The sequence below is a fragment of the Sphingobacterium sp. UBA3519 genome, assembly GCF_002377215.1.
Lineage (GTDB): Bacteria > Bacteroidota > Bacteroidia > Sphingobacteriales > Sphingobacteriaceae > Sphingobacterium > Sphingobacterium multivorum.
In genome coordinates this window covers 66,132-88,050 of record NZ_DFPI01000025.1, presented here as the reverse complement: position 1 = coordinate 88,050, position 21,919 = coordinate 66,132, and the positions used below count along the sequence as shown (strand labels likewise).

Annotated in this window: 17 protein-coding genes; 14 read left to right on the top strand and 3 right to left on the bottom strand. The window is 40.6% G+C overall.

What is annotated here, in order from left to right; genetic code table 11:
• Nucleotides 1-190: 190 nt before the first annotated feature.
• A complete protein-coding gene (xerD, locus tag B3297_RS15640) occupies nt 191-1,093 on the bottom strand; it encodes a site-specific tyrosine recombinase XerD (RefSeq protein WP_070569672.1) in 903 nt (300 codons plus the stop codon).
• 244 nt (nt 1,094-1,337) lie between these two features.
• On the opposite strand from xerD, the gene B3297_RS15635 reads away from it, so the two are divergent.
• Nucleotides 1,338-4,193, top strand: coding sequence for a M16 family metallopeptidase (locus B3297_RS15635; protein WP_286769737.1), 2,856 nt, complete (start codon nt 1,338-1,340; stop codon nt 4,191-4,193).
• A 129-nt stretch (nt 4,194-4,322) separates the two neighbouring features.
• On the opposite strand, the gene B3297_RS15630 is transcribed toward B3297_RS15635, so the two are convergent.
• Nucleotides 4,323-5,183, bottom strand: coding sequence for a sigma-70 family RNA polymerase sigma factor (locus tag B3297_RS15630; RefSeq protein WP_028068906.1), 861 nt, complete (start codon nt 5,181-5,183; stop codon nt 4,323-4,325).
• A gap of 389 nt (nt 5,184-5,572) precedes the next feature.
• On the opposite strand from B3297_RS15630, the gene B3297_RS15625 reads away from it, so the two are divergent.
• On the top strand, nt 5,573-5,794 hold the full coding sequence (locus tag B3297_RS15625; RefSeq protein WP_046675813.1) for a helix-turn-helix domain-containing protein: 222 nt from the start codon (nt 5,573-5,575) through the stop codon (nt 5,792-5,794).
• Here B3297_RS15625 and fmt read toward each other — a convergent pair.
• Nucleotides 5,791-6,708, bottom strand: a complete 918-nt coding sequence (fmt, locus tag B3297_RS15620) for a methionyl-tRNA formyltransferase (RefSeq protein ID WP_286769736.1) — start codon at nt 6,706-6,708, stop codon at nt 5,791-5,793. The two genes, B3297_RS15625 and fmt, sit on opposite strands and share 4 nt — an antisense overlap.
• A gap of 151 nt (nt 6,709-6,859) precedes the next feature.
• Between fmt and B3297_RS15615 the strand changes: the two genes are divergently transcribed.
• The 12 genes from B3297_RS15615 (at nt 6,860) to B3297_RS15560 (ending at nt 21,892) form a co-directional block, all read left to right on the top strand.
• A complete protein-coding gene (locus B3297_RS15615) occupies nt 6,860-8,077 on the top strand; it encodes an ABC transporter permease (protein WP_286769735.1) in 1,218 nt (405 codons plus the stop codon).
• 115 nt (nt 8,078-8,192) lie between these two features.
• Nucleotides 8,193-10,316 carry a cation:proton antiporter gene (locus tag B3297_RS15610; RefSeq protein ID WP_286769734.1) on the top strand — a complete coding sequence of 708 codons (2,124 nt, stop codon included), beginning with the start codon at nt 8,193-8,195 and terminating at the stop codon, nt 10,314-10,316.
• 25 nt (nt 10,317-10,341) lie between these two features.
• The gene (gene icd, locus B3297_RS15605; RefSeq protein ID WP_286769733.1) at nt 10,342-11,604 is read left to right on the top strand and encodes an NADP-dependent isocitrate dehydrogenase; all 1,263 of its coding nucleotides are present in this window, start codon (nt 10,342-10,344) and stop codon (nt 11,602-11,604) included.
• A gap of 55 nt (nt 11,605-11,659) precedes the next feature.
• The gene (locus B3297_RS15600; RefSeq protein ID WP_286769732.1) at nt 11,660-11,917 is read left to right on the top strand and encodes a hypothetical protein; all 258 of its coding nucleotides are present in this window, start codon (nt 11,660-11,662) and stop codon (nt 11,915-11,917) included.
• A 186-nt stretch (nt 11,918-12,103) separates the two neighbouring features.
• On the top strand, nt 12,104-13,174 hold the full coding sequence (gene serC / locus B3297_RS15595; protein ID WP_070569687.1) for a 3-phosphoserine/phosphohydroxythreonine transaminase: 1,071 nt from the start codon (nt 12,104-12,106) through the stop codon (nt 13,172-13,174).
• Nucleotides 13,175-13,318: 144 nt separating this feature from the next.
• On the top strand, nt 13,319-14,266 hold the full coding sequence (locus B3297_RS15590; RefSeq protein ID WP_046675820.1) for a D-2-hydroxyacid dehydrogenase: 948 nt from the start codon (nt 13,319-13,321) through the stop codon (nt 14,264-14,266).
• A 124-nt stretch (nt 14,267-14,390) separates the two neighbouring features.
• Complete coding sequence (locus B3297_RS15585) at nt 14,391-15,704, top strand: aspartate kinase (RefSeq protein WP_286769731.1); 1,314 nt, start codon at nt 14,391-14,393, stop codon at nt 15,702-15,704.
• Between the two features lie 15 nt (nt 15,705-15,719).
• Nucleotides 15,720-16,880 (top strand): diaminopimelate decarboxylase, encoded by a 1,161-nt coding sequence (gene lysA, locus B3297_RS15580; protein WP_286779122.1) that lies wholly within the window; start codon nt 15,720-15,722, stop codon nt 16,878-16,880.
• A 135-nt stretch (nt 16,881-17,015) separates the two neighbouring features.
• Entirely contained in the window at nt 17,016-17,768 is a 753-nt protein-coding gene (locus B3297_RS15575) for a prolipoprotein diacylglyceryl transferase (RefSeq protein ID WP_286769729.1), read from the top strand.
• Between the two features lie 5 nt (nt 17,769-17,773).
• A complete protein-coding gene (locus B3297_RS15570) occupies nt 17,774-18,013 on the top strand; it encodes a hypothetical protein (RefSeq protein ID WP_286769728.1) in 240 nt (79 codons plus the stop codon).
• Between the two features lie 11 nt (nt 18,014-18,024).
• Nucleotides 18,025-19,428: a radical SAM protein gene (locus B3297_RS15565; protein ID WP_286769727.1), complete on the top strand. Its 1,404-nt coding sequence runs from the start codon at nt 18,025-18,027 to the stop codon at nt 19,426-19,428.
• A 64-nt stretch (nt 19,429-19,492) separates the two neighbouring features.
• Nucleotides 19,493-21,892 carry a mechanosensitive ion channel family protein gene (locus B3297_RS15560; RefSeq protein WP_286769726.1) on the top strand — a complete coding sequence of 800 codons (2,400 nt, stop codon included), beginning with the start codon at nt 19,493-19,495 and terminating at the stop codon, nt 21,890-21,892.
• Nucleotides 21,893-21,919 lie beyond the last annotated feature (27 nt).

Genomic DNA, 21,919 nt, shown 5'->3' with positions numbered 1-21,919 from the left:
TATCGTCAGTATTTTAGCGTTTAGCTTTTGTCAATTCTCTATTTTTTTACGTCAATGCTATAATAGTTTCCATATATGCTTAGCATCGGGCGGGCAATGTGGAATGAGAGGAGGCTAGCACGATTGCCCCTGAATAAAGCAGTATAGTTCATTTGGATGACCGAGCTGGCAAAAGGTGATCGGACATTCATCACGACCGTGGATGATATTGCGTAATAACGGAATGAAGGTAGTCCCTATCGATGTGTGTGTATATTTCGGTCGTGGTAATGCTTTCATGACCGAGCATATCTTGTACAGCTCTTAGATCTGCCCCGCCTTCCACTAAATGTGATGCAAAACTATGCCTAAAGGTATGTGGGCTGATGGTTTTTTGTAAACCGATTTTTAAGGCAAGTTCTTTGATGATCAGGAATATCATTACCCGAGATAATGCGGCGCCTCTTCTGTTGAGGAATACAATATCTTCATTTCCGGCCTTAATCTTGATATGAGGTCTGATCGTTTCTAAGTAGATACGGAGGTGTTTAATGGCGTGTTGACCAATTGGAATGAGGCGTTCTTTGCTTCCCTTGCCCTCAACTTTGATAAATTCAACATCTAAAAAAAGGTTCGATATCTTGAGTGTGACAAGTTCGGAAACACGGAGACCGCATCCGTATAAGATTTCGATGATCGTTTTATTGCGCTCACCCTCGGGTGAAGAAAGATCGATTGCCGCGATCAATTGATCGATCTCATGTATGCTCAAAACGCTGGGCAGCTTGCGTGCCAAGCGTGGCGCCTGAAGAAGATCTGTCGGATTGTGGACGAATTCATGCTCGATCATCAAAAAGCTAAAGAAAGTCTTCAGGCCAGAGATCAGCCTGGATTGTGTGAAGGGTGAAATATTAAACTCCTGCAACCAAGCCAAAAACTCCTGTATATTTTTTCTCGTTACAGTATTTAAAACCAAATGATTGTCTTCGCAGTAGATCTGAAATTTGGATACGTCATTTAAGTAAGCATCAATTGAATTAACGCTTAAGCCTCTTTCGAACTTTAAGAATTGTTCGAATTCTTTTTTTATATCAGTCCAGTTTTCAAAATCCATTTGCAACAAAATTACAATTAACTGTTGTTCTTTTCGAAAGTTATTCTGTATTTTTAAGTGGAATTTTTACAGATTATAAGTAATACAAAGAGACGTTCCCTTATAGCGGGTCCCGATTCCTCCTTGGATAATGAAAAAAGTATTAATCTGTATTTTACGATTTATCGGGACAATTGATCTCCTGTTCCGTTTACCCTAATATAAAACAATTAGCAAAAATAACTGAAAAAAGACATTTTTTTGTATGAAATTCATTAAACCACTCGCATTAGCTTTTCTATTACCGGCTACGTTCTATATAGCAGAAGCAAAAATGCCAACCACGTTAACTGCGGAAGCGCGCGCGATTCTATCCCAAGATAGTTTGGCCCTGAATCAAAAATTACCCTTCGATAATGAAGTCATCACAGGGAAACTGAAAAATGGATTTACATACTTTATTCGTAAAAATAGCGAGCCTAAAGGTCGTGTTACCATGTATTTGGGCATGAAGGCCGGCTCTATTCTAGAAAATGAAAAACAGCTTGGTTTGGCCCATTTTTTAGAACATATGAACTTCAATGGCCTGAAGCACTTTCCAAAGAATGAATTGGTTAACTACCTGCAGAAAGCGGGGGTTCGATTTGGATCGGACCTCAATGCCTATACCAGCTTTGATCAGACCGTTTATCAGCTGCCCATTCCTTCTGACGATCCTGAACTTTTAAAAAATGGTTTGCAGGTAATGCGCGATTGGGCTCAGGACGCTTTGTTGGATGGCGAAGAAATTGATAAAGAACGGGGTGTTATTCTCGAAGAAAAACGAGGTGGAAGAGGAGTACAGCAGCGTTTACAGGATCAATACTTTCCGATGTTGCTCAATGGTTCCCTTTACTCCAAGCGTTTGCCGATCGGAACTGAACAGATACTGAAAACATTTCCCTACACAGAAATACGCAAATTCCATGAAGACTGGTATCGCCCGGATTTACAGGCCCTGATCATCGTTGGAGATATTGATCCCAAGGAGATGGAAGAAAGGGTGAAAGTATTGTTTTCCGATATGAAAATGCCCAAAAAAGCGTTGGAGCGTAAAAAATATCGGGTCGATCTGTTAAACAAGAACCAGTTCTTGGCTATTTCAGATCCGGAACTGCCCTACACTGTTGCACAGATTTTGATCAAAAGCGAAAAAGAAAAGGTTTCCACGGTAGGAGATTACAGAAACGAGCTGTTGAAGAATGTGTTCAATCAGATGATCGCGGGGCGTTTTTCTGAATTGATGCAACAACCGAACCCTCCTTTTATGCAGGCAGGTGGAAGTATCAGCGATTTTGTAGCTAACCTTAATACTTTTTCATTGTTGGTAGTGCCTAAACCAGGCGAGTTGGAATCCGGATTTAAAGCGATGTTAACCGAATTTGAGCGCATTCAAAAATACGGTTTTACACAGACGGAGTTGGATCGTGCCATCGCCGATATGAAAAAGGGTAACGAGATGTCATTTATCGAGCGTGATAAAAAGAAGTCGGATAGCTATGTAAACCGTTATCTCAATTATTTTATTGATGATGAACCTGCTTTAAGTAATGAAAACGCTTATCGTTTGACAAAACAGCTGTTACCAACCTTGAAACTGTCGGAAGTGAATGGTTTGGTGAAAAAATATTATACCGATCTGAATCGCGATGTTTTAGTTATGGGGCCAGAAAAGGATAAGGCCAATTTACCCGCTGAGTCTACCGTGATGGGCTGGGTAAAGGCAGTGGAAGAGAGTCCCGTGACAGCATATGAAGATAAAGTTTCCAATCTTCCCTTGCTTTCAAAAGAGCCCGTAAAAGGCACTGTTGTATCGTCAAAAAGTATTGACGCCGTTCAAGCGAAAGAATTGATCTTAAGCAATGGTGTGAAAGTAATCTTAAAGCCTACGGACTTTAAAAATGATGAGATACAGATTATGGCGTATAGTCCGGGTGGAACATCAGGCTATAGTGATGCAGACTACTTCTCAGCCTCCAATGCGTCTTCTTTAATTGATGCAAGCGGCGTTGGACAAATGAACAACGTTGAGCTTACGAAGTATCTTTCAGGAAAAGATGTCTCCATCTCTCCGTATATCTCCGAACGTTACGAAGGTATTTCAGGTAGTACAGATAAAGAAGGCTTGAAGAATGCTTTTGAATTGATTTATGGTTATTTTACCGAGCCTCGATTGGATCAGGATATTTTCCAGAGTACCATGACCCGGGCAAAAGGATCTTTGGAAAATAGGTTGAGCAATCCAAATAATGTATTCTCGGATAAAGTGAAAGAAGTGCTTTATGGCAACAATGTCCGCCGGCAAAACCCAACGGTAGAAACGATCAATAAAATTGATCGGGAACGTGCTTTGGCAATTTACAAAGAACGATTTGCTGATGCTTCGGATTTTGTGTTTACAATTGTGGGGTCATTTGACGAGAATCAGATCAAGCCTTATTTAGAAACCTACCTGGCTTCATTGCCGGCCCTTAAAAGAGGAGAAAGCTACAAGGATTTAAATATTCTGGAGCCGAGCAAGGGCGAGCGCGTAGTTGTTCATAAAGGCAAAGAGGAGAAGGCAAGTACGCAATTGGCCTACTATGGGGACTATACCTATAATGAAATTGAAAATGTGAATATGGAAGCCTTGGAGAGTGTGTTGACGATCAAATTGTTGGAAAGACTCCGTGAAAAAGAAGGTGGAGTTTACGGCGTGGGCGCTCGGGCGAGTTTCAGTAAGCTGCCAAAAGCACGTTATGCTTTTTCCATTGGTTTTGGTTCGGCAGTAGATAAGGCTGATGCTTTAATCACTTCGGCCTTGGATGAAGTAAAAAAGATTCAGGAAAAAGGCCCTGAAAATGGAGATATCGAAAAGTTCCTAGCAGAACAGCAGCGACAAAATGAGTTAAATCTTCGTGAAAATGGTTATTGGCTGAATTATATATCAAGTTCTTATCAGAATGATCTTGATCTTGCACGATATACACGTAGAATAGACAATTTGAAGAAGGTAACTTCGAAGTCGGTGCAGGATGTTGCCGGAAAATATTTGAAAAGAGATCGACTTTTTGAATTTATTTTGATGCCGGATTCTAAATAACAGGAGTCCTGGAAAATAGAAGGGTTGCCTGCGTAGTAGGCAACCCTTTTTTATTGGCCAAAAATTAGGAACAAAAAATCCCAACCATTTCTGATTGGGATTGCCAAAATGTCTAATAAGTATCTCTTGTTAACCCAAATAGGATTTTAAGATTTTGCTTCTTGAAGTGTGTCTCAAACGTTGAAGAGCTTTATCTTTGATCTGACGAACGCGCTCACGTGTTAAATTGAATTTTTCTCCGATTTCCTCTAACGACAATTGGTGATTGGAACCTAAGCCAAAGAAAAGCACGATAATTTCACGTTCTCTTTCTGTTAATGTTGCCAATGATCGTTTGATTTCTTCTGACAGAGATTCATCAATCAAAGAACTGTCTGTGTCTGGATCATGGTTCTCCAAAACGTCCAAAAGTGTGTTTTCTTCACCTTGAACAAAGGGAGCGTCCATAGATACGTGACGGCCAGAGTTGCTTAGCGTATCCGAAACCTTGTCTACTGTGGTTTCAAGGATATCCGCCAATTCTTCTGGAGATGGTTCCCGTTCGTATTCTTGTTCTAGTTTTGAGAAAGCCTTACTGATTTTGCTCAATGAACCAACTTGATTCAATGGCAGACGTACGATACGCGATTGTTCAGCAATTGCTTGAAGAATAGATTGGCGAATCCACCAAACGGCATAAGAAATGAATTTAAACCCCTTTGTTTCGTCAAAACGTTTAGCTGCTTTAATTAAGCCCAGGTTACCTTCATTGATTAAATCACCTAAGGTTAAACCTTGATTTTGATATTGTTTTGCTACTGATACTACGAAACGAAGGTTGGTTTTAGTCAATTTTTCCAAGGCAACTTGATCGCCTTCGCGGATACGCTGTGCTAATTCTACTTCTTCTTCTGCTGTAATTAAGTCTACTTTACCAATTTCGTGTAAGTATTTGTCCAAAGACTGTGACTCACGATTGGTGATAGATTGTGTAATTTTGAGCTGTCTCATTAATTTTAATTAATTCTCCTCTCTAAGAAATGTTTGCGAAAATACGAAAAATTTTTGAATTATTAATGGAAAATTGATTATCTAGCCACTCATATTTAATGAGTTAGGCTTTTTTGAGTTTCAATTTTTAATCATCAAAAACTATTCCATTTTAATATTTTTTTTCCTCTTATCTGTTGCTGTAATATTCAACTGTTTGATATTTAAAGAGCTAAAAGGTTTAATTTTTTTTATTGTTCTAAACAATTTAACTCGTCGGCAGCTGATTTATTATGCACCATGCATTCCTCAAATTTATTTTAAAATGATAATTTTATGATAAAACAAAAAGATGGATCTTTTGTTTTATTAGTGACATTAAATAAATTTAAAAGAATAAAAATTATATTATGCCAATCTTAATTCACTTGGATAAAATAATGAAAGAGAAAAAGATGTCGCTTAACCAATTGAGTGACAACGTCGGAATTACCCTTTCCAATCTTTCAATCATCAAGAATCAAAAGGCGAAGGCATTGCGATTAGATACTCTTGAAGCGATATGCAAAGCGCTAGACTGCCAGCCTGGTGATCTGCTGCAATATTATGATGGTGGTGATGAAAAAGGTTAAAATCGATAGCCTTTTAAAAAATCGACTACATTCATTCTTTTTTTGCCTTCGAGTTGAAGGTCAGAAATGACAATATAGCCGTCTTGTGTCGCAATTTTTAAGAAACTTTTCTTGTCAGTTTCTACGGTTCCCGGTATTGTAGCTGTATGGGCAAGCTCTTTTTCTGTGCGATAGATTTTTAGTACCTTATCATTTAAGAGGGTAAATGCCGCTGGATAAGGGCTTAAACCGCGAATGAAGTTATAAACCTGCGCAGTGGGCTGATCCCAGTTTATTTTACAGTCTTCTTTGAAAATTTTTGGTGCATGTTTGAGCGGCTCCGTGGTGAGAAGGACGTCTTGAGGTTTAGGCTGCAAGGTTCCGGCCTTCAATTGCTGGATGGTTTGAAGGAGCGTTTCTGCTCCAGCCACCATGAGGTTATCGTGAAGATCACCGGCGTTATCTGTTTCTTTGATGGCAACTTTCTTCGACAATAAGATGTTTCCCGTATCGATTTCGTGCTGTAGTAAAAATGTCGTTACGCCCGATTCTTTCTCTCCATTGATGATGGCATGATTTATCGGTGCTGCACCCCGGTATTGTGGAAGGAGTGAGGCATGGACGTTGATCGTTCCAAATTTAGGCATATTCCAGACGATCTCAGGTAGCATACGAAATGCCACCACAACCTGTAGGTCCGCCTGAAAACTTTTGAGGTCATTCAGAAATGCTTCATCGCGAAGTTTCACGGGTTGAAGAACTGGGATGTTATGTTGTTTAGCAAATATTTTCACCGCAGATTCATGTATTTTTTGTCCGCGTCCTGCAGGTTTATCCGGTACAGTAACCACAGCGACAACTTGTTCGCCAGACTGAATCAGTGCTTCAAGTGAAGCTACAGCAAAATCGGGAGTACCCATGAAAATAATACGCATAATACTTGAAAATTTTTATAAAACTCTTTAAACCAGTGCAGGGGCCTCCTCGTTGAATAGCCTACTGAAAAACGCCTAATAATTTGTCATTTCAGTTTTGTAAATAACAAATTTTTATAACTTTGCGAAGTTACATAAATATATTGAAAGCTTGAATTTTCCTTATTTTTTAGCAAATCGGATCGCATTTTCTGGAAAAAGAACGTTCTCAAAATTGATCGTTCGGGTGACTATTGGTGCCATTGCTCTTGCTATTGCAGCGATTATTATATCTATTGCGGTATTGCGCGGATTTAAGGGAGAGATTATCAGTAAGCAACGGAGTTTTTTTGCCGATGTATTGGTTTTACGTTACGACCTGAATAAGTCTTACGAAAATTCGCCCATATCACTTGCACCGGAGGTCCGCAAGTCCATATTGGCGATTCCTCAAGTCAATTCCATCAGTTCCTTTGCAACCAAGGCCGGAATCATCAATGTCAACAATGAAGTGGAAGGCGTGGTTCTCAAGGGTATCGATTCATTGTACAATCAGCAGCCGTTTCAACGTATGCTGGTGGAAGGGAATATGATAGACTTTAAATCGGATAATGCCGATAATCAAATTTTAGTCTCTAAGTATCTCGCAGATCGATTGCTCTTAAAAGTCGGTGACGATTTTATTATGTATTTCGTGCAGGATCCTATACGCAAACGTAAATTTGTCATTAAGGGCATTTTTAATACAGGCTCTGAAGAATTAGATAAGGTCTATGTAATCGGGTCTCTCAATGTCATCCGCAAACTGAGCAACCTCGATGATCATGAGGTAGGAGGCTATGAGATTCGGATCAAAGATTTTAGTCAGCTCGAACGGACAACAAACAAGGTTGAAGATCTGTTGCCTATCGATATGCAGGCAATTAATATCAAGGATCAGGTTCCCGATATTTTTCAATGGCTGGAACTGCTGGATATGAACACCAAAATCATTTTTATACTGATGACGGTCGTGGCTATTATCAATATGATTTCCGCCTTGCTGATCACCATTCTTGAGCGTACTTCAATGATCGGTATTTTAAAGGCGTTGGGGTATCACAATGCCGGAATTCGCCGCGTCTTCATGTACAGTGCCTTGTACCTGATCGGCCTCGGATTGTTAATCGGTAATCTTATTGGCCTCGGTTTTTACTTTTTTCAGGATTTTACCCATTTCTTTAAATTGGATGAGAAGACCTACTATATCTCCTATGTGGCCGTTCAACTTCAATGGTCTGATGTGATTCTTGTCAATTTGGCTGTTGTGTTTATCGGAATGATCTCTTTATTTATTCCGTCAATGCTAATTACCAAAATTAGTCCGATTAAAGCCATTTCTTTTAAGTAACACTCTTTTTAGGCTTCGCTTTCTTTAAAAAATCGTATTTTTAATGCTGTTAACTATTTTTCGAGCTGTATAGAAAAATAAGTATTTATATTTTACGGCTAGTATACAAGCACATATGAATAAAACTTTTGAGCATATTTCCCACGCCTTTGAAGCACCTTTACAAAATCCTGTACTTATATTTTCACTGGTACTTTTTATTATCCTGTTATCACCGATTGTACTGCGACCGATTAAGGTTCCGGGGATTATAGGATTAATTATATCCGGCGTTATTATTGGGCCGCATGGACTAAATTGGCTGGAAAAAAACTCGGCCATAACGCTTTTTTCAACAATAGGCCTGCTCTATATCATGTTTATTGCCGGGCTCGAGTTGGACATGAATGAATTTAAAAAGACAAAAAATAAGAGCTTGCTCTTTGGCTTCTTGACATTCATCGTGCCGATCAGTATTGGCTATCCCGTTTGTCACTTTTTATTGGGTTACGATGTTTTGCCGAGTTTATTGATATCAAGCATGTTTGCTACCCATACGCTGGTTTCTTATCCCATCGTCAATAGCTATGGTATTTCAAAAATGGAGGCCGTTGCGATTACGATCGGTGGAACAATCCTGACCGATACGGCCGTGCTGATTATTCTTGCTGTAATTACCGGCGTTTCTCAGGGAAATATAGGTAATGAATTTTGGATTACCCTGGCGATTTCCTTTGCTATCTTTCTGTTTATCATGTTTGGTGTTATTCCGAGGATCGCGAAATGGTTTTTTGAGCGCTTGGGGAGTGAGAAGACGTCCAATTATATCTTCGTTCTCTCGGTTGTGTTTTTTGCGGCATTTTTGGCAGAAATTGCCGGCCTTGAGCCGATTATTGGGGCTTTCGTGGCCGGTCTGGCCCTCAATAAACTGATTCCACATTCTTCGGCTTTGATGAATCGGATCGAGTTTATCGGTAATGCGATTTTTATTCCTTTCTTCTTGATATCTGTGGGCATGATTGTCGATGTCAGCGTGATCTTGAAAGGGCCGCAGGCCCTTATTATTGCCGGAACACTGACCGTTGTGGCTATCGTCGGAAAATATGTGGCCGCCTGGCTGACACAGATCGTTTTTAAATACAGCCGTGGTCAACGTAACCTAATATTTGGTTTAAGTAGTGCACATGCTGCGGCAACACTGGCCGTTATTATGGTTGGACATAAGAACGGCATTATCGATGAGAATGTGCTTAATGGTACGATTCTGCTGATTTTGGTGACCTGCATTGTCGCCACGGTGGTGACGGGAAATGCCTCACGTAAAGTGGTTCTGGATGGCGAACAGGACGAAGAACATACTGATGTGGTAAAGGAAAAAGATGAAAACATCTTGATTTCTATCGCTAATATGGATAATATGGAGCCGATTTTGGATTTTTCAACCTATATTAAAAGCAAGAAATGTTCCTATCCTGTCAATATTGTGTCCGTTGTGAAAGATAATGAACAGGCACAATTAAACATGTCCAAAGCACGGAAGAACCTGGACAATATGGTCAGGTATGCTTCGGGTAGTGAAACAAATGTGAATATAAGTGCTACTATAGATTTAAACATTGCCAGCGGGGTTGCACGTTCGGCAAAAGAGGTTTCTGCCAATTGTATTGTTTTAGGCTGGCCAAGTGCGGCCAATTTTATGGATAAGTTTGTCGGGGAGAAAACGGAAAGTATTTTAAATAGAACCTCGGCTAATGTGATGTTATGTCATTTTAAAAAACCTTTTATTTCGAATAAGTCGATTGTCGTTTTTGCACCACCGATGTGCGAGGCGGAATTTGGTTTCGAATACTGGCTGGAAAAGGTAGTTAAGTTTGCCCAGGAATTATCCCTGTCCATCACTTTTGTGGTTGATACACGTTCTGCCGCTGCCATTGAAGAACATCTCGTCGAATTGAAAAATTCTGTTCCTGTCACATTCAAACATTACGACAACTGGGACAATTTACAGGGCCTTAAAGCGTTTAAGGAGGAGGATGCGATGTTTATTTTTGTGTCGGCTAGAAATGGAGAAGTTTCCTATCGGGATTCGCTGGATGGAGTAGCAAAGAAATTAGATCGTATTTATGCAAACGAAAATCTTGTTTTAGTGTTTCCTAGTAGAGTGGAAAATGCGCACATCGACGAATATGAAGATGTTGAAGCTGCACCAATCTTTAGAAAAATTAGCAAAGAAATCGGAAATATGTTTAATAAGGGATAGTTATTGTCCGTTAAAATTGAAGGTTATGTCAAATAAGATTACAATGTCAAGTGAAGGAACTTTACAGGTTCCAGATTTTCCAACAATTCCTTTTATTATCGGCGACGGCATTGGTCCTGACCTCTGGCATGCGGCAGTGCGTGTTTTTGATCAGGCGGTGGAGAAAGCGTACGGCGGACAACGGAAAATTACATGGAAGGAGGTGTTGGCAGGTGAGAAAGCTTTCAACGAAACAGGCGAATGGCTACCAAAAGATACGTTGAATGTATTAAAAGAGTACCTGGTTGGAATCAAAGGGCCGCTCACCACGCCAGTAGGCGGGGGAATCCGTTCGTTGAATGTTGCGTTGCGTAAGGATTTGGATCTCTATGTATGTCAACGCCCGACAAAATGGTTTGAGGGTGTACCTTCGCCAGTCAAACATCCCGAGTATGTGGATATGGTGATTTTTCGCGAAAATACCGAAGATATTTATGCTGGAATAGAGTTTCAGGCAGGAACAGCTGAAGCCAACAGATTCCAGGATTTCTTGCATGATGAGCTTGATATTGATTACAATTTCTCGGCCACGACAGGCGTCGGTGTCAAGCTGGTTTCTGAAGAGGGCTCCAAAAGATTAGTCCGTGCAGCGATAGAACATGCTATTGATCACAATTTGCCTTCCGTGACGATTGTCCACAAAGGAAATATCATGAAATTTACGGAGGGGGCTTTTAAGATGTGGGCTTATGAGGTTGCTGAAACGGAATTTGCCGACAAAACCTATACGTGGGGACAGTGGGAGCGAACGAAAGAGGAAAAGGGTGCTGAGGTTGCTAACCAAGAGCAAAAAGCGGCCTTGGATTCCGGTAAAATCTTGATTAAAGATATGATTGCCGACAATTTTTTACAGCAGATCCTGCTGAATCCACGGGATTTTTCTGTTGTAGCAACGTTGAATCTGAACGGTGATTATATTTCTGATGCGCTGGCAGCAATGGTTGGCGGTATAGGGATCGCACCGGGTGCTAATATCAATTTTAAAACCGGGCACGCTGTCTTTGAAGCCACCCATGGTACTGCACCTCGCTTTGCAAATACCAATACCATGAATCCTTCATCGGTTATTTTAAGCGGTGTTATGCTATTCGAATACCTCGGCTGGACCGAAGCTGCAGCGGCAATTGTTAAGGCCTTAGGAGAAACGATACTGGCTAAGACGGTGACGGTGGATTTTTACAATTTGATGGATGATGCGACCTTGGTCAAAACAAGCGAATTTGCAGATCGAATTATTGAAAAAATATAAGAATTTTATTTTCTGAGATATTAAGCAGAAATTTGAATAAAATTTCTGCTTTTTTATGGATTACAATCAGCTGCCACTTTTTATAAAGGAATCGACCGTTTTTACGGAGAACGAAAAAATGAAGTTGGCTCAGATCGACCGTTTACCCACGCCACAGGAGGTAGACGATATAACGAGTCTCCCTGAAATTTACGAATTGCTAAATGCCTTTATTGGTGATCAATCTTCTCGTAATACCCATCTTCAGCTCAAGGCTAAGGAGTATTTGCAAGATAATCAGGTAGATATGGCATGGAAAGTGTTGCTTATTTGATGTTTTTTGCATTGAATTAGCTGTTTGTTGTGCGATCTTTTTATTGAAATCATTTAGAATTTTATAAATTTTCAATAAAAAAACAGATTAGTTGAAAAATATATAATTTTATTTTACCTTTGGTTTTTAAACAACGGATTGCTTAGCTAGGGTTAAAAAATAGCAATCAAACAAACTATAACATCAATGAAACATAATTTTGGAGCAGGTCCATGTATTCTGCCAAAGGAAGTATTTCAACAAGCCTCAGAAGCTGTAATTGATTTTAACAACACCGGTTTATCAATTTTAGAGATCTCTCACCGTTCCAAAGAGTTTGAAGCAGTGATAGATGAAGCCACACAATTAGTACGCGAGTTATTGGCAGTCCCTCAGGGATATTCGATTCTTTTCCTTCAAGGAGGGGCAAGTTTGCAATTTGCAATGGCGCCGTTGAATCTTTTACCTGAAGGCGGTAAGGCTGCTTATTTGGATACGGGTGTATGGGCTACAAAAGCATTAAAAGAAGCTAAAAAATTCGGTACAGTAGATGTTGTAGCTTCGTCGATTGATAAAAATTATTCCTATATCCCTAAGGGATATGCCATCCCAACAGATGCGGCATATTTTCATTATACAGCCAACAATACCATTTACGGTACGGAGGTTTTTGATAAACCCGAAACTGCATTGCCAGTGGTTGTTGACATGTCTTCTGATATTTTTTCACGTGAGATCAACGTTGCTGACTATGATTTGATTTATGCTGGTGCTCAAAAAAATATGGGACCTGCAGGTGTTACACTCGTGATTGTTAAAGATGATATCTTAGGTAAATCAGGACGTATTCTTCCATCGATGTTGGATTATCAATTGCATATCAACGGTGGTTCAATGTACAATACACCACCTGTATATTCGATTTTTGTTTCGATGTTAAACCTTCGTTGGTTAAAAGCAAAAGGCGGTGTTTCGGTATTGGAACAAGAGAATATCATCAAAGCACGTGCTTTATACGATGAAATCGATCGCAACCCATTATTCAAAGGTACTGCTGCTGTAGAAGACCGTTCACGCATGAATGTTACTTTTGTGATGGATACACCAGAGTTGGAAGCTGAATTTTTGGCTTTGGCGAAAGAACGTAATTTGATTGGCATCAAAGGTCACCGTTCTGTCGGTGGATTTAGAGCTTCAATCTACAATGCTTTACCATTAAGCAGCGTAAATGCGTTGATTGATGCCATGAAAGAATTTGAGGACACGCATACGGCCTAATGTCGTATGAATGTTGCTGGAATTTAACAGTTGACGAACAAATAATTAGTTAGATTACGAATTATAAAGGTCGTATCGTATTCACGGGATTGGATCTTCCGATAAGTTGAATGGTACTGATACCTTTAAAAACGAATTATAAAGATGAAAATATTAGCGAATGACGGTATCGATCCACTAGGAAAAAAAATGCTGGAAGATGCCGGTCATAGTGTAGATACAACGCATATTCCACAAGAAGAGCTTCCAGAAAAGCTTCTTGCTTATGACGCAATCACGGTACGTAGCGCAACTAAAGTGCGTCAGGCCCTGATTGATGGCTGTCCTAATTTGAAAGTTATCGGCCGTGGTGGAGTAGGCATGGATAATATTGACGTAGAATATGCCCGTTCAAAAGGCATTGCTGTTGTCAATACCCCGGCGGCATCTTCGCTATCCGTCGCTGAGCTGGTGTTTGCTCACCTATTGAATGGTGTCCGTTTCTTATACGATGCCAACAGAAAAATGCCTGTTGAGGGCAACACAAAATTTGGCGCCCTTAAAAAAGCTTATGGTGCCGGTACGGAGCTTCGTGGTAAGACGATCGGTATCGTTGGATTTGGCCGTATCGGTCGCGAAGTTGCCAAAATCGCCATTGGTCTAGGAATGGATGTGGTTTATACGGATTTGTTCGAAGGACCAAAAGCGTTGACCATAACACTTTCAGGTGGTATCCAGGTTGACGTGCCTATTCAACAAGTGGAGATGGACAACTTATTGAAAGTTTCAGATTTTATCTCTTTACACGTTCCATTTTTGGATAAACCAGCGATTGGAGCTGCAGAGTTCCCATTATTGAAAGATGGTGTAGGCTTAGTCAATGCTTCTAGAGGTGGCGTTATTGATGAGTTGGAATTGGTGAAAGCATTGGATTCGGGCAAGGTAGCATTTGCTGGTTTAGATGTATTCGACAACGAACCTACTCCACGTGAGGAGATTTTAAAACATCCGAAAATTTCATTGACGCCACATATTGGAGCGGCAACTAATGAAGCTCAAGAAAGAATCGGCGAAGAATTGGCCGGTCTACTGATCGAAAACTTGAAGAAGTAATTCTTCCGCATAACATAAAGGTATGCGGCACAAAACTTTCATGATTTTGTGCCGCATTTTTTTTAATATAAATTCATGAATTGCCTATATTGGCACACAGAAATTTAATAATTGTAACTTCAGTATGAAAGTTTTAAAATTTGGTGGTACTTCCGTGGGGAGTGCAGCACGTATCAAAGGGTTGTTGGATATTGTAAACCCTTCTGAACGTCAGATCGTCGTGTTGTCCGCAGTTGCTGGAACGACAAATGCTTTGGTTGAAATCGGTCAAGCTTACACAGCAGGTAAGAAGGACGAAGCTAAAGAGTTGGTCAAGAAGCATAAGGATAAGTACGAAGACCTTATTAAAGAACTTTTCAGTACTGAACAGGGATATAAAAATGGTAAAGAATTGATCGATTACCATTTTAATCTGATTTCTACCTTGGCCAACGAATTGTTTACACCCATCGAGGAGAAAGTTATTTTAGCACAGGGCGAATTGATGTCTACCGCTTTATGGCATTTTTACCTGAATGAAATTGGCGTAAAATCCGTGCTGTTGCCAGCCCTGGACTTTATGAAAATTGATGAAGACAATGAGCCTATGGTTGATTACATTGGCGAAAAGCTAAGCCATATTTTGGCCCAGAGTCCAGAAAATACCCTATTTATCACGCAAGGTTTTATTTGCCGTAATTCTTTTGGTGAAATTGATAATTTGCGCCGTGGAGGTTCAGATTATACGGCTTCCTTGATCGGGGCAGCAATCCGTGCCGAGGAAGTTCAGATCTGGACTGACATCGACGGGATGCACAACAATGATCCCCGTGTTGTCAAAGGAACCACACCGATTGCACATCTAAGCTTTGATGAAGCTGCGGAGCTGGCTTATTTTGGTGCTAAAATCTTACATCCACAATCGGTGTTCCCAGCGCAAAAATATAACGTTCCAGTTCGGTTGTTGAATACGATGGAACCCAATGCAAAAGGGACATTGATCAGTAAAGACGGTGCGCAGAAAGGTTGTATTCGTGCTATAGCAGCGAAAGACGGTATCACAGCAATTCATATCCATTCGTCGAGAATGCTACTTGCCTACGGTTTCCTGCGCCGTGTCTTTGAAATATTCGAGCGTTATAAAACACCAATCGATATGATCACAACTTCGGAAGTGGCGGTGTCTTTGACGATTGATGATACCACAAATTTGGCGGATATTATCAAAGAAGTGGAAGATTTTGGTTCAGTAACAGTTGATGGTGATCAGACCATTGTATGCGTTGTAGGGGATTTTGGTTTGAATAGCCATGGCTATGCCGCTCGCGTACTTGATGCTGTAAAACACCTTCCAGTTCGTATGATTTCGTATGGTGGTTCAGACTTTAACGTGTCAATTCTATTGAATTCAGATCATAAAACTGAAGCATTACGTTCATTGCACAATCGTTTATTTTAAGAATTAGGTTTTTATATGATAAATACAGGTATCGCGGCGAAGTTTGCAGAGAAAGAAACGCCGTTTTATTATTATGATCTGCATGTGTTAAACAAGACCCTGGAGGCTGCGCATGCTGCTTCGCACAAACGGGGATTTCATGTTCATTATGCATTAAAGGCCAATTTTAATGACGAGTTATTGAAGGCGATTCAAGCGGTCGGCTTTGGTGCGGATTGTGTGAGCGGCAATGAGGTGAAGAAAGCCATTGAATGTGGCTTTGATTCCAAAAAAGTTACTTTTGCAGGAGTTGGTAAATCCGATAAGGAAATCAATTACGCGCTCGATCAAAATATCTTCGCGTTTAATGTTGAATCTATTCAGGAGCTTGAAGTCATCAATGAGCTTGCCGCAAAGAAAGGTGTAAAAGCAAATGTGGCTTTACGGATCAATCCAAATGTGGATGCACATACCCACCATTATATTACAACAGGGCTTGACGAAAACAAATTTGGTGTGCCCAATGCCGATTTGGAAAAGTGTGCAGCCGTGCTTAAAAAATGTGAGTCTATTGAATTGGTAGGCCTTCATTTTCACGTCGGTTCACAGATTACGGATATGACCGTATTCAAAAGCCTTTGCGTAAAGGTCAATGAATGGAAAAACTGGTTTGAAGAACGCGGTACACAAATCCGTGTATTGAATGTCGGTGGCGGATTGGGGATTGATTATAAAAATCCGGATGGAAATACAATTCCTGATTTTGAAGCCTATTTTGATATTTTCGACCGCTTCCTGGAGCGTACAGCACAGCAAGAAGTGCACTTTGAATTGGGACGGGCTTTGGTCGCGCAATGCGGAAGCTTGGTAAGCCGCGTGTTGTATGTCAAAAATGGTGTCAAAAAAAATTTCTTGGTATTGGATGCCGGAATGACTGAATTAATGCGCCCAGCCTTGTATCAGGCCTACCATAAAATTGAGAATATCAGTGCGACAGACAGCGCCGAATCCATTAACTACGATGTGGTTGGGCCAATCTGTGAATCTTCGGATTGCTTTGGAAAAGAAGTGCCACTTCCGGTTTCAAAACGCGGCGACTTAATTGCCATTCGTTCTGCAGGTGCTTATGGCGAAGTGATGGCCTCGCGTTATAACCTCCGTGAAGAAATACGCTTTGTATACAACAATCAGCTATAATTGCTGTCGCAAAATAATTATTTCTAAGCCAGTCCATTTCTTGGGCTGGCTTTTTCGTTTTAACTGTTATACCGTGTGCTCTGCAACTTTTGTTTATGACTTTCTAGATCGTCTTTCGTATACTTGTTTATGCTTATGACGATTGAATTTCCGGTTACGATAGCGTTGTTTGGAAAAACATTTCTATTACATCCTTTTATGGAAGGCTTGGGGATGTTTATAGGTATGCGGTATTATCAACTGCTCAAATGGAAGGATGAGGAAAGTTTAGGGCATAGCAATTCACTGCTTATTGTGATCGCAGCAGGTCTAGGCGCTTTAATCGGCTCGCATCTTATCGGTTCCCTCGAGCGTCCGGCTGAATTGCTCAATGCGACACATAAATGGGCCTACATCTGGGTAAATAATACAATAATCGGTGGTTTGGCCGGAGGTTTGGTTGCCGTAGAAGGGATGAAGAAGATCATGGGCAAAAAAGAGAGTACCGGGGATAGGATGGTCTTTCCTTTAATTACCGCAATTGCCATTGGTCGGATAGGATGTTTTTACACGGGGGTGTTCGAACAGACTTATGGTTTGCCCACAAGCTCTCCCTTGGGAATGTACCTCGGTGATGCCTATAAACGGCATCCGGTAGCGCTGTATGAAATCGCATTTTTACTGCTCTTATTTGTAGGACTCCAACTTTTTAAACGACGATACAATTATCGAAATGGTGTGTTGTTTCAACTTTTTATGCTTAGTTATTTTAGTTTTCGTTTCCTGCTGGACTTTATCAAGCCCCGGGCAATTATACTTTTGGAGCTAAGTACCATACAAATTACCTGCATCGTGGTGATAATTTATTATATTTATTTATTAAAAAATGAACGTTTAATCAAAAAATAGAAATTATGTATTTGCTTGAAGGGTCATTTGGTTCGGAAAGTACCGCGATGTTGGGACTTTTTCTACTTACTTTAGGTGCTATTGTAATTGGGATTGCACTTTTGGTTATTATCATCGGCTCGATTATTAAAGCGGGCAATAAAGATTCAAAATTCAATGTCAATCCCTGGCTTAAAGTATTGTTGGGTGGAATTGGAGCAATGCTAGCAGGAGGGCTTGCCTGTGGACTTACCTTTATGAACTAGAAATCAGAACGATGCCAGTTAGAAACTATACCTACTACGATTATACCATTAGCCTATGTCCAACATGCCTTTCGCGTGTTGGTGCCAAGATTATTATTGAGGATGAACAGGTATTTATGACCAAAAACTGTCCTGATCATGGCTTTTTCAAAACATTGATTGCTACGGATGTTGACTATTATAAGAACATTCGGAATTATAATAAGGCCTCCGAAACACCTTTGAAATTTGACAATGAAGTACATTATGGCTGTCCATACGATTGCGGTTTATGCGTCGATCACGAGCAGCATAGCTGCCTGTCAATTGTTGAGGTGACCGACCGCTGTAATTTGACCTGTCCAACCTGTTATGCCATGTCGTCACCCCACTACGGGCGACATCGCTCGCTGGAAGAGATTGAACAGATGTTTGACAAAATTGTAGCCAGTGAAGGCGAACCAGATGTGGTTCAGATCAGCGGTGGAGAGCCAACCATACATCCTGATTTTTTTAAGATTTTAGACATTGCGAAGACAAAGCCTATTAAGCATCTCATGCTCAATACGAATGGTATCCGAATTGCCAACGATCCTGGTTTTGCTGAGCAACTCGCCACCTATGCGCCTGAATTTGAAATCTATCTCCAGTTTGATTCTTTTCGCCCTTCTGTGCTTGAAAAGTTTCGGGGAAAAGATCTCACGGATGTCCGAAAAAAGGCCATTGACAAATTAAATGCGCTCAATCTGAGTACAACATTGGTGGTGGTCCTGGAAAAGGGAACCAATGATGATGAAATTGGTGAAATCTTAGATTATGCTTTACAACAGCGATGTGTACGCGGGGTAACCTTTCAACCGGTGGAAATTGCCGGGCGAAATGCGACCGATGCACAGCAACATAAAATGACACTGACCGAGGTGCGTCAGGAAATCCTGAATCAATATTCCCTATTGGATCCACATGATATTATTCCTGTTCCTTGTAATCCTGATGCGTTGGCGATGGGTTATATCCTGAAGATAGGCGATGAGCGGATACCCTTGACCCGGCATATTGATCCGGCTATTTTATTAAATAACCAATCGCGCAATACCATTGTCTATGAACAGGACAAAGGTGTTCAGATGCAATTGCTGGATATATTTAGTACCGGAATTTCGGTGGATAAGGTAAAGCCAAAAGTAAACCAGTTACTTTGCTGTTTGCCAGAAGTGTGCGCACCTGATCTTGATTACGACAATCTTTTCCGCATTATCATTATGAATTTTATGGATGCCTACGATTTTGATGTTCGTGCTGTTAAGAAATCTTGTGTCCACATCGTCAATAAAGACTTGAAGTTGATTCCTTTTGAGACGATGAATTTATTTTATCGTGATGATAAAATAAAACGGCTGGAAGAACTAAAACTCTCCGATGCTATTCGATTTTAACAGGAGATAAGTTATTTTTGTCGGAGAAAAACCTTTGGTCCTTTCTTTGCAATTTGTAGTTTCCATGGCATTTGACTACCTGTTGCCAGGAAAGAAAGTCAACAAAATTAGAAGTATGAAATTGGGCATTGTTAAGCGTTTTATTTTTGTCTTAAGTCTCTTGACTTTTCAGCTGCACGGATTTGCACAGGACTCCGTTCAGGTTCGGAAGAATCAGATAGGCGATCGCACGGCGAGCCATAGCAGCCTAAGTAGACGGTCGAATGTGGATTCGACGCGGGTTGGAAATGACTCACTGCGGAATGAGCTACGAAATGATCTGCGCAAAGTAAATCTAAACTTTTTATCCAATATTCGTACGGCTTCCATGGCCGAGCTTATCGCGCAGCTGAATGAAAAATCCAATGGCTACTTGACAACGAATGCTGGATCGGCTAAAGATAGTATTGCTTTAATAAAAAATAGTATCCATGAAGAAATCAGCCAGTTGAAGTCAATTAAAGGCAGTATCAGCAATTATTCCAATAGCCTCAATGTGACAGCAGATCAGATCAAGACGCTGATCAACCGCTATGATATCAGTGCCAATAATCACAGTAGAGCGTATCAATATCTCGACAATGCGCAGCTTAAACTAGCTGCAAAACAAGATTCGCTGGAAGCGATCAATCGGACGATTGATGAACTTATAGCTAAAAATCAACGTCATCTGATTCGGATCGAAACCGTTCACGAAATGAAAAGCGGAAACAAAAAAGCCGATTCCGTGACCGCTAAAAGTTCGATATGGAAAGCCAATACGGCAGTCATCTCTAAAGATGTGATCTTAAATAATATCCGGAGTAATTACAGTAACAATAAGTCGATAGACAAATATGTGAATCGGACAGATTGGGCGAGCCGTATCCTGTTGATTGTACTGGGATTGGGGTATTGCTACTGGATTGTACGGGTGTCTTATATCCTTCGGCAAAATGATCCTGAACATAAACTTGCGATTGATGCGATCGTTGGGAAAACCATTATTTTTCTCCTGACACTGTTGCCTTTTGTAAACTTCTTTACACCAAGTTTCATTTTGCAGGCTTCCCAATTGGTCATCATGTTAATCTTCATGTTTTTGCTCAGGCATCGCATGAGTGGATTGCAGCGTAAAATTGCCATTATCCTTGTTGTATTCTATATCCTGGATGTATTTGTCAATATGATCGTAAGCGATGACCTGTTTTTACGTATCGTTTGTATTGCCTTCAATTTGATTGCTTTAGGATTGGTCAGTTATACGAAACGGCGTATAAAGAATGCGGATAGTCCGGGTTATATCAGTAATTTTATTTATGTGATTTTTGCTATACTCAACGTGACCGCAATTACACTGAATATTATCGGGCATGTGGAGCATTCACGTAGTTTTAGTATTGCCTGTGCTGTGGGGCTGGTACAGTCTTTTACACTGCAGTATTTTTCGGATATGATTAAGGCGGATGTCCGCAATCAGTTTAAAAAAGATCGGCTGACTTCCGGTTTTTGGATGCGTTTCAACGAGCAGCGCACCTTGGCTATCATCACCGAAATTCTGCGTATTGTCTGTGTGCTTTTGGCGATCATTGTCCTGGCAAATAACTTACAGTTTATTGAAAGTTTATTGGCATTGAGCGAAACATTCTTCGGAAAAGTACGCAGCATCGGCAGCATCTCTTTTACCTTAGGAAATCTTGGTGTAGCGGTTTTACTGCTGTTGGTGGCCAATTGGTTTCAGAAAAATATTAGTTTGATCGTTCTTGGTGGTGAAGACGGTCAGCTCAGCCAGGTCTATAATCAGAAGATGACCTTATTTCCGCTCTTTCGCTTGGCCATTATTCTGATCGGTTTCTTTATGGCCATCTCGGCCCTGGGTATGAGTTTGGACAAACTTACGGTCGTGATTGGCGCATTGAGTGTTGGTATCGGACTCGGCATGCAGAATATCATCAATAATTTTGTCTCGGGCATAATTTTGGTTTTTGATAAGCCGTTTCGCGTTGGTGATCAAATTGAGCTTGCCGACAAAAAAGGGCGCGTCAAGGAAATCGGTATACGCGCCAGTGTTTTAAAAACAGGTGATGGTGCAGATGTCATTATTCCAAATGGTGATTTGCTGTCGGGAAGGGTTGTCAATTGGACCTTATCCCAAGAATACAGCAAGACAAGTTTTGTTCTCCATATCGATCGGAAAGCAGATTTGGACCAAGCCAAACAATGGATCAAAGACGCTATGGAAAGTAGTGACCATTTTATCAAGGATAGAGATAGCGGAATCAGTATACAGGACATCAGTGCTGAGATGATTTACCTGAGTGTTTCCGGCTGGGTAAATTTTGCTGCCAATGCTTCTGCCTTTAAAAATGATGTCTTACTTGTATTGTATAAGAAGTTTGAAGCTGAGGGCTTGAAGTTTTATAGCGTCATTCCACCCAAGATTTAGCCCATTCAATTGCAATTTTTCCGCGTA

What these genes read in the sequence shown, in the direction of transcription:
- xerD (WP_070569672.1), bottom strand. Translation starts at nt 1,093, where the DNA reads ATGGATTTTGAAAACTGGACTGATATAAAAAAAGAATTCGAACAATTC.
- B3297_RS15635 (WP_286769737.1), top strand. Translation starts at nt 1,338, where the DNA reads ATGAAATTCATTAAACCACTCGCATTAGCTTTTCTATTACCGGCTACG.
- B3297_RS15630 (WP_028068906.1), bottom strand. Translation starts at nt 5,183, where the DNA reads ATGAGACAGCTCAAAATTACACAATCTATCACCAATCGTGAGTCACAG.
- B3297_RS15625 (WP_046675813.1), top strand. Translation starts at nt 5,573, where the DNA reads ATGCCAATCTTAATTCACTTGGATAAAATAATGAAAGAGAAAAAGATG.
- fmt (WP_286769736.1), bottom strand. Translation starts at nt 6,708, where the DNA reads ATGCGTATTATTTTCATGGGTACTCCCGATTTTGCTGTAGCTTCACTT.
- B3297_RS15610 (WP_286769734.1), top strand. Translation starts at nt 8,193, where the DNA reads ATGAATAAAACTTTTGAGCATATTTCCCACGCCTTTGAAGCACCTTTA.
- icd (WP_286769733.1), top strand. Translation starts at nt 10,342, where the DNA reads ATGTCAAATAAGATTACAATGTCAAGTGAAGGAACTTTACAGGTTCCA.
- B3297_RS15600 (WP_286769732.1), top strand. Translation starts at nt 11,660, where the DNA reads ATGGATTACAATCAGCTGCCACTTTTTATAAAGGAATCGACCGTTTTT.
- serC (WP_070569687.1), top strand. Translation starts at nt 12,104, where the DNA reads ATGAAACATAATTTTGGAGCAGGTCCATGTATTCTGCCAAAGGAAGTA.
- B3297_RS15590 (WP_046675820.1), top strand. Translation starts at nt 13,319, where the DNA reads ATGAAAATATTAGCGAATGACGGTATCGATCCACTAGGAAAAAAAATG.
- B3297_RS15585 (WP_286769731.1), top strand. Translation starts at nt 14,391, where the DNA reads ATGAAAGTTTTAAAATTTGGTGGTACTTCCGTGGGGAGTGCAGCACGT.
- lysA (WP_286779122.1), top strand. Translation starts at nt 15,720, where the DNA reads ATGATAAATACAGGTATCGCGGCGAAGTTTGCAGAGAAAGAAACGCCG.
- B3297_RS15575 (WP_286769729.1), top strand. Translation starts at nt 17,016, where the DNA reads ATGACGATTGAATTTCCGGTTACGATAGCGTTGTTTGGAAAAACATTT.
- B3297_RS15570 (WP_286769728.1), top strand. Translation starts at nt 17,774, where the DNA reads ATGTATTTGCTTGAAGGGTCATTTGGTTCGGAAAGTACCGCGATGTTG.
- B3297_RS15565 (WP_286769727.1), top strand. Translation starts at nt 18,025, where the DNA reads ATGCCAGTTAGAAACTATACCTACTACGATTATACCATTAGCCTATGT.
- B3297_RS15560 (WP_286769726.1), top strand. Translation starts at nt 19,493, where the DNA reads ATGGCATTTGACTACCTGTTGCCAGGAAAGAAAGTCAACAAAATTAGA.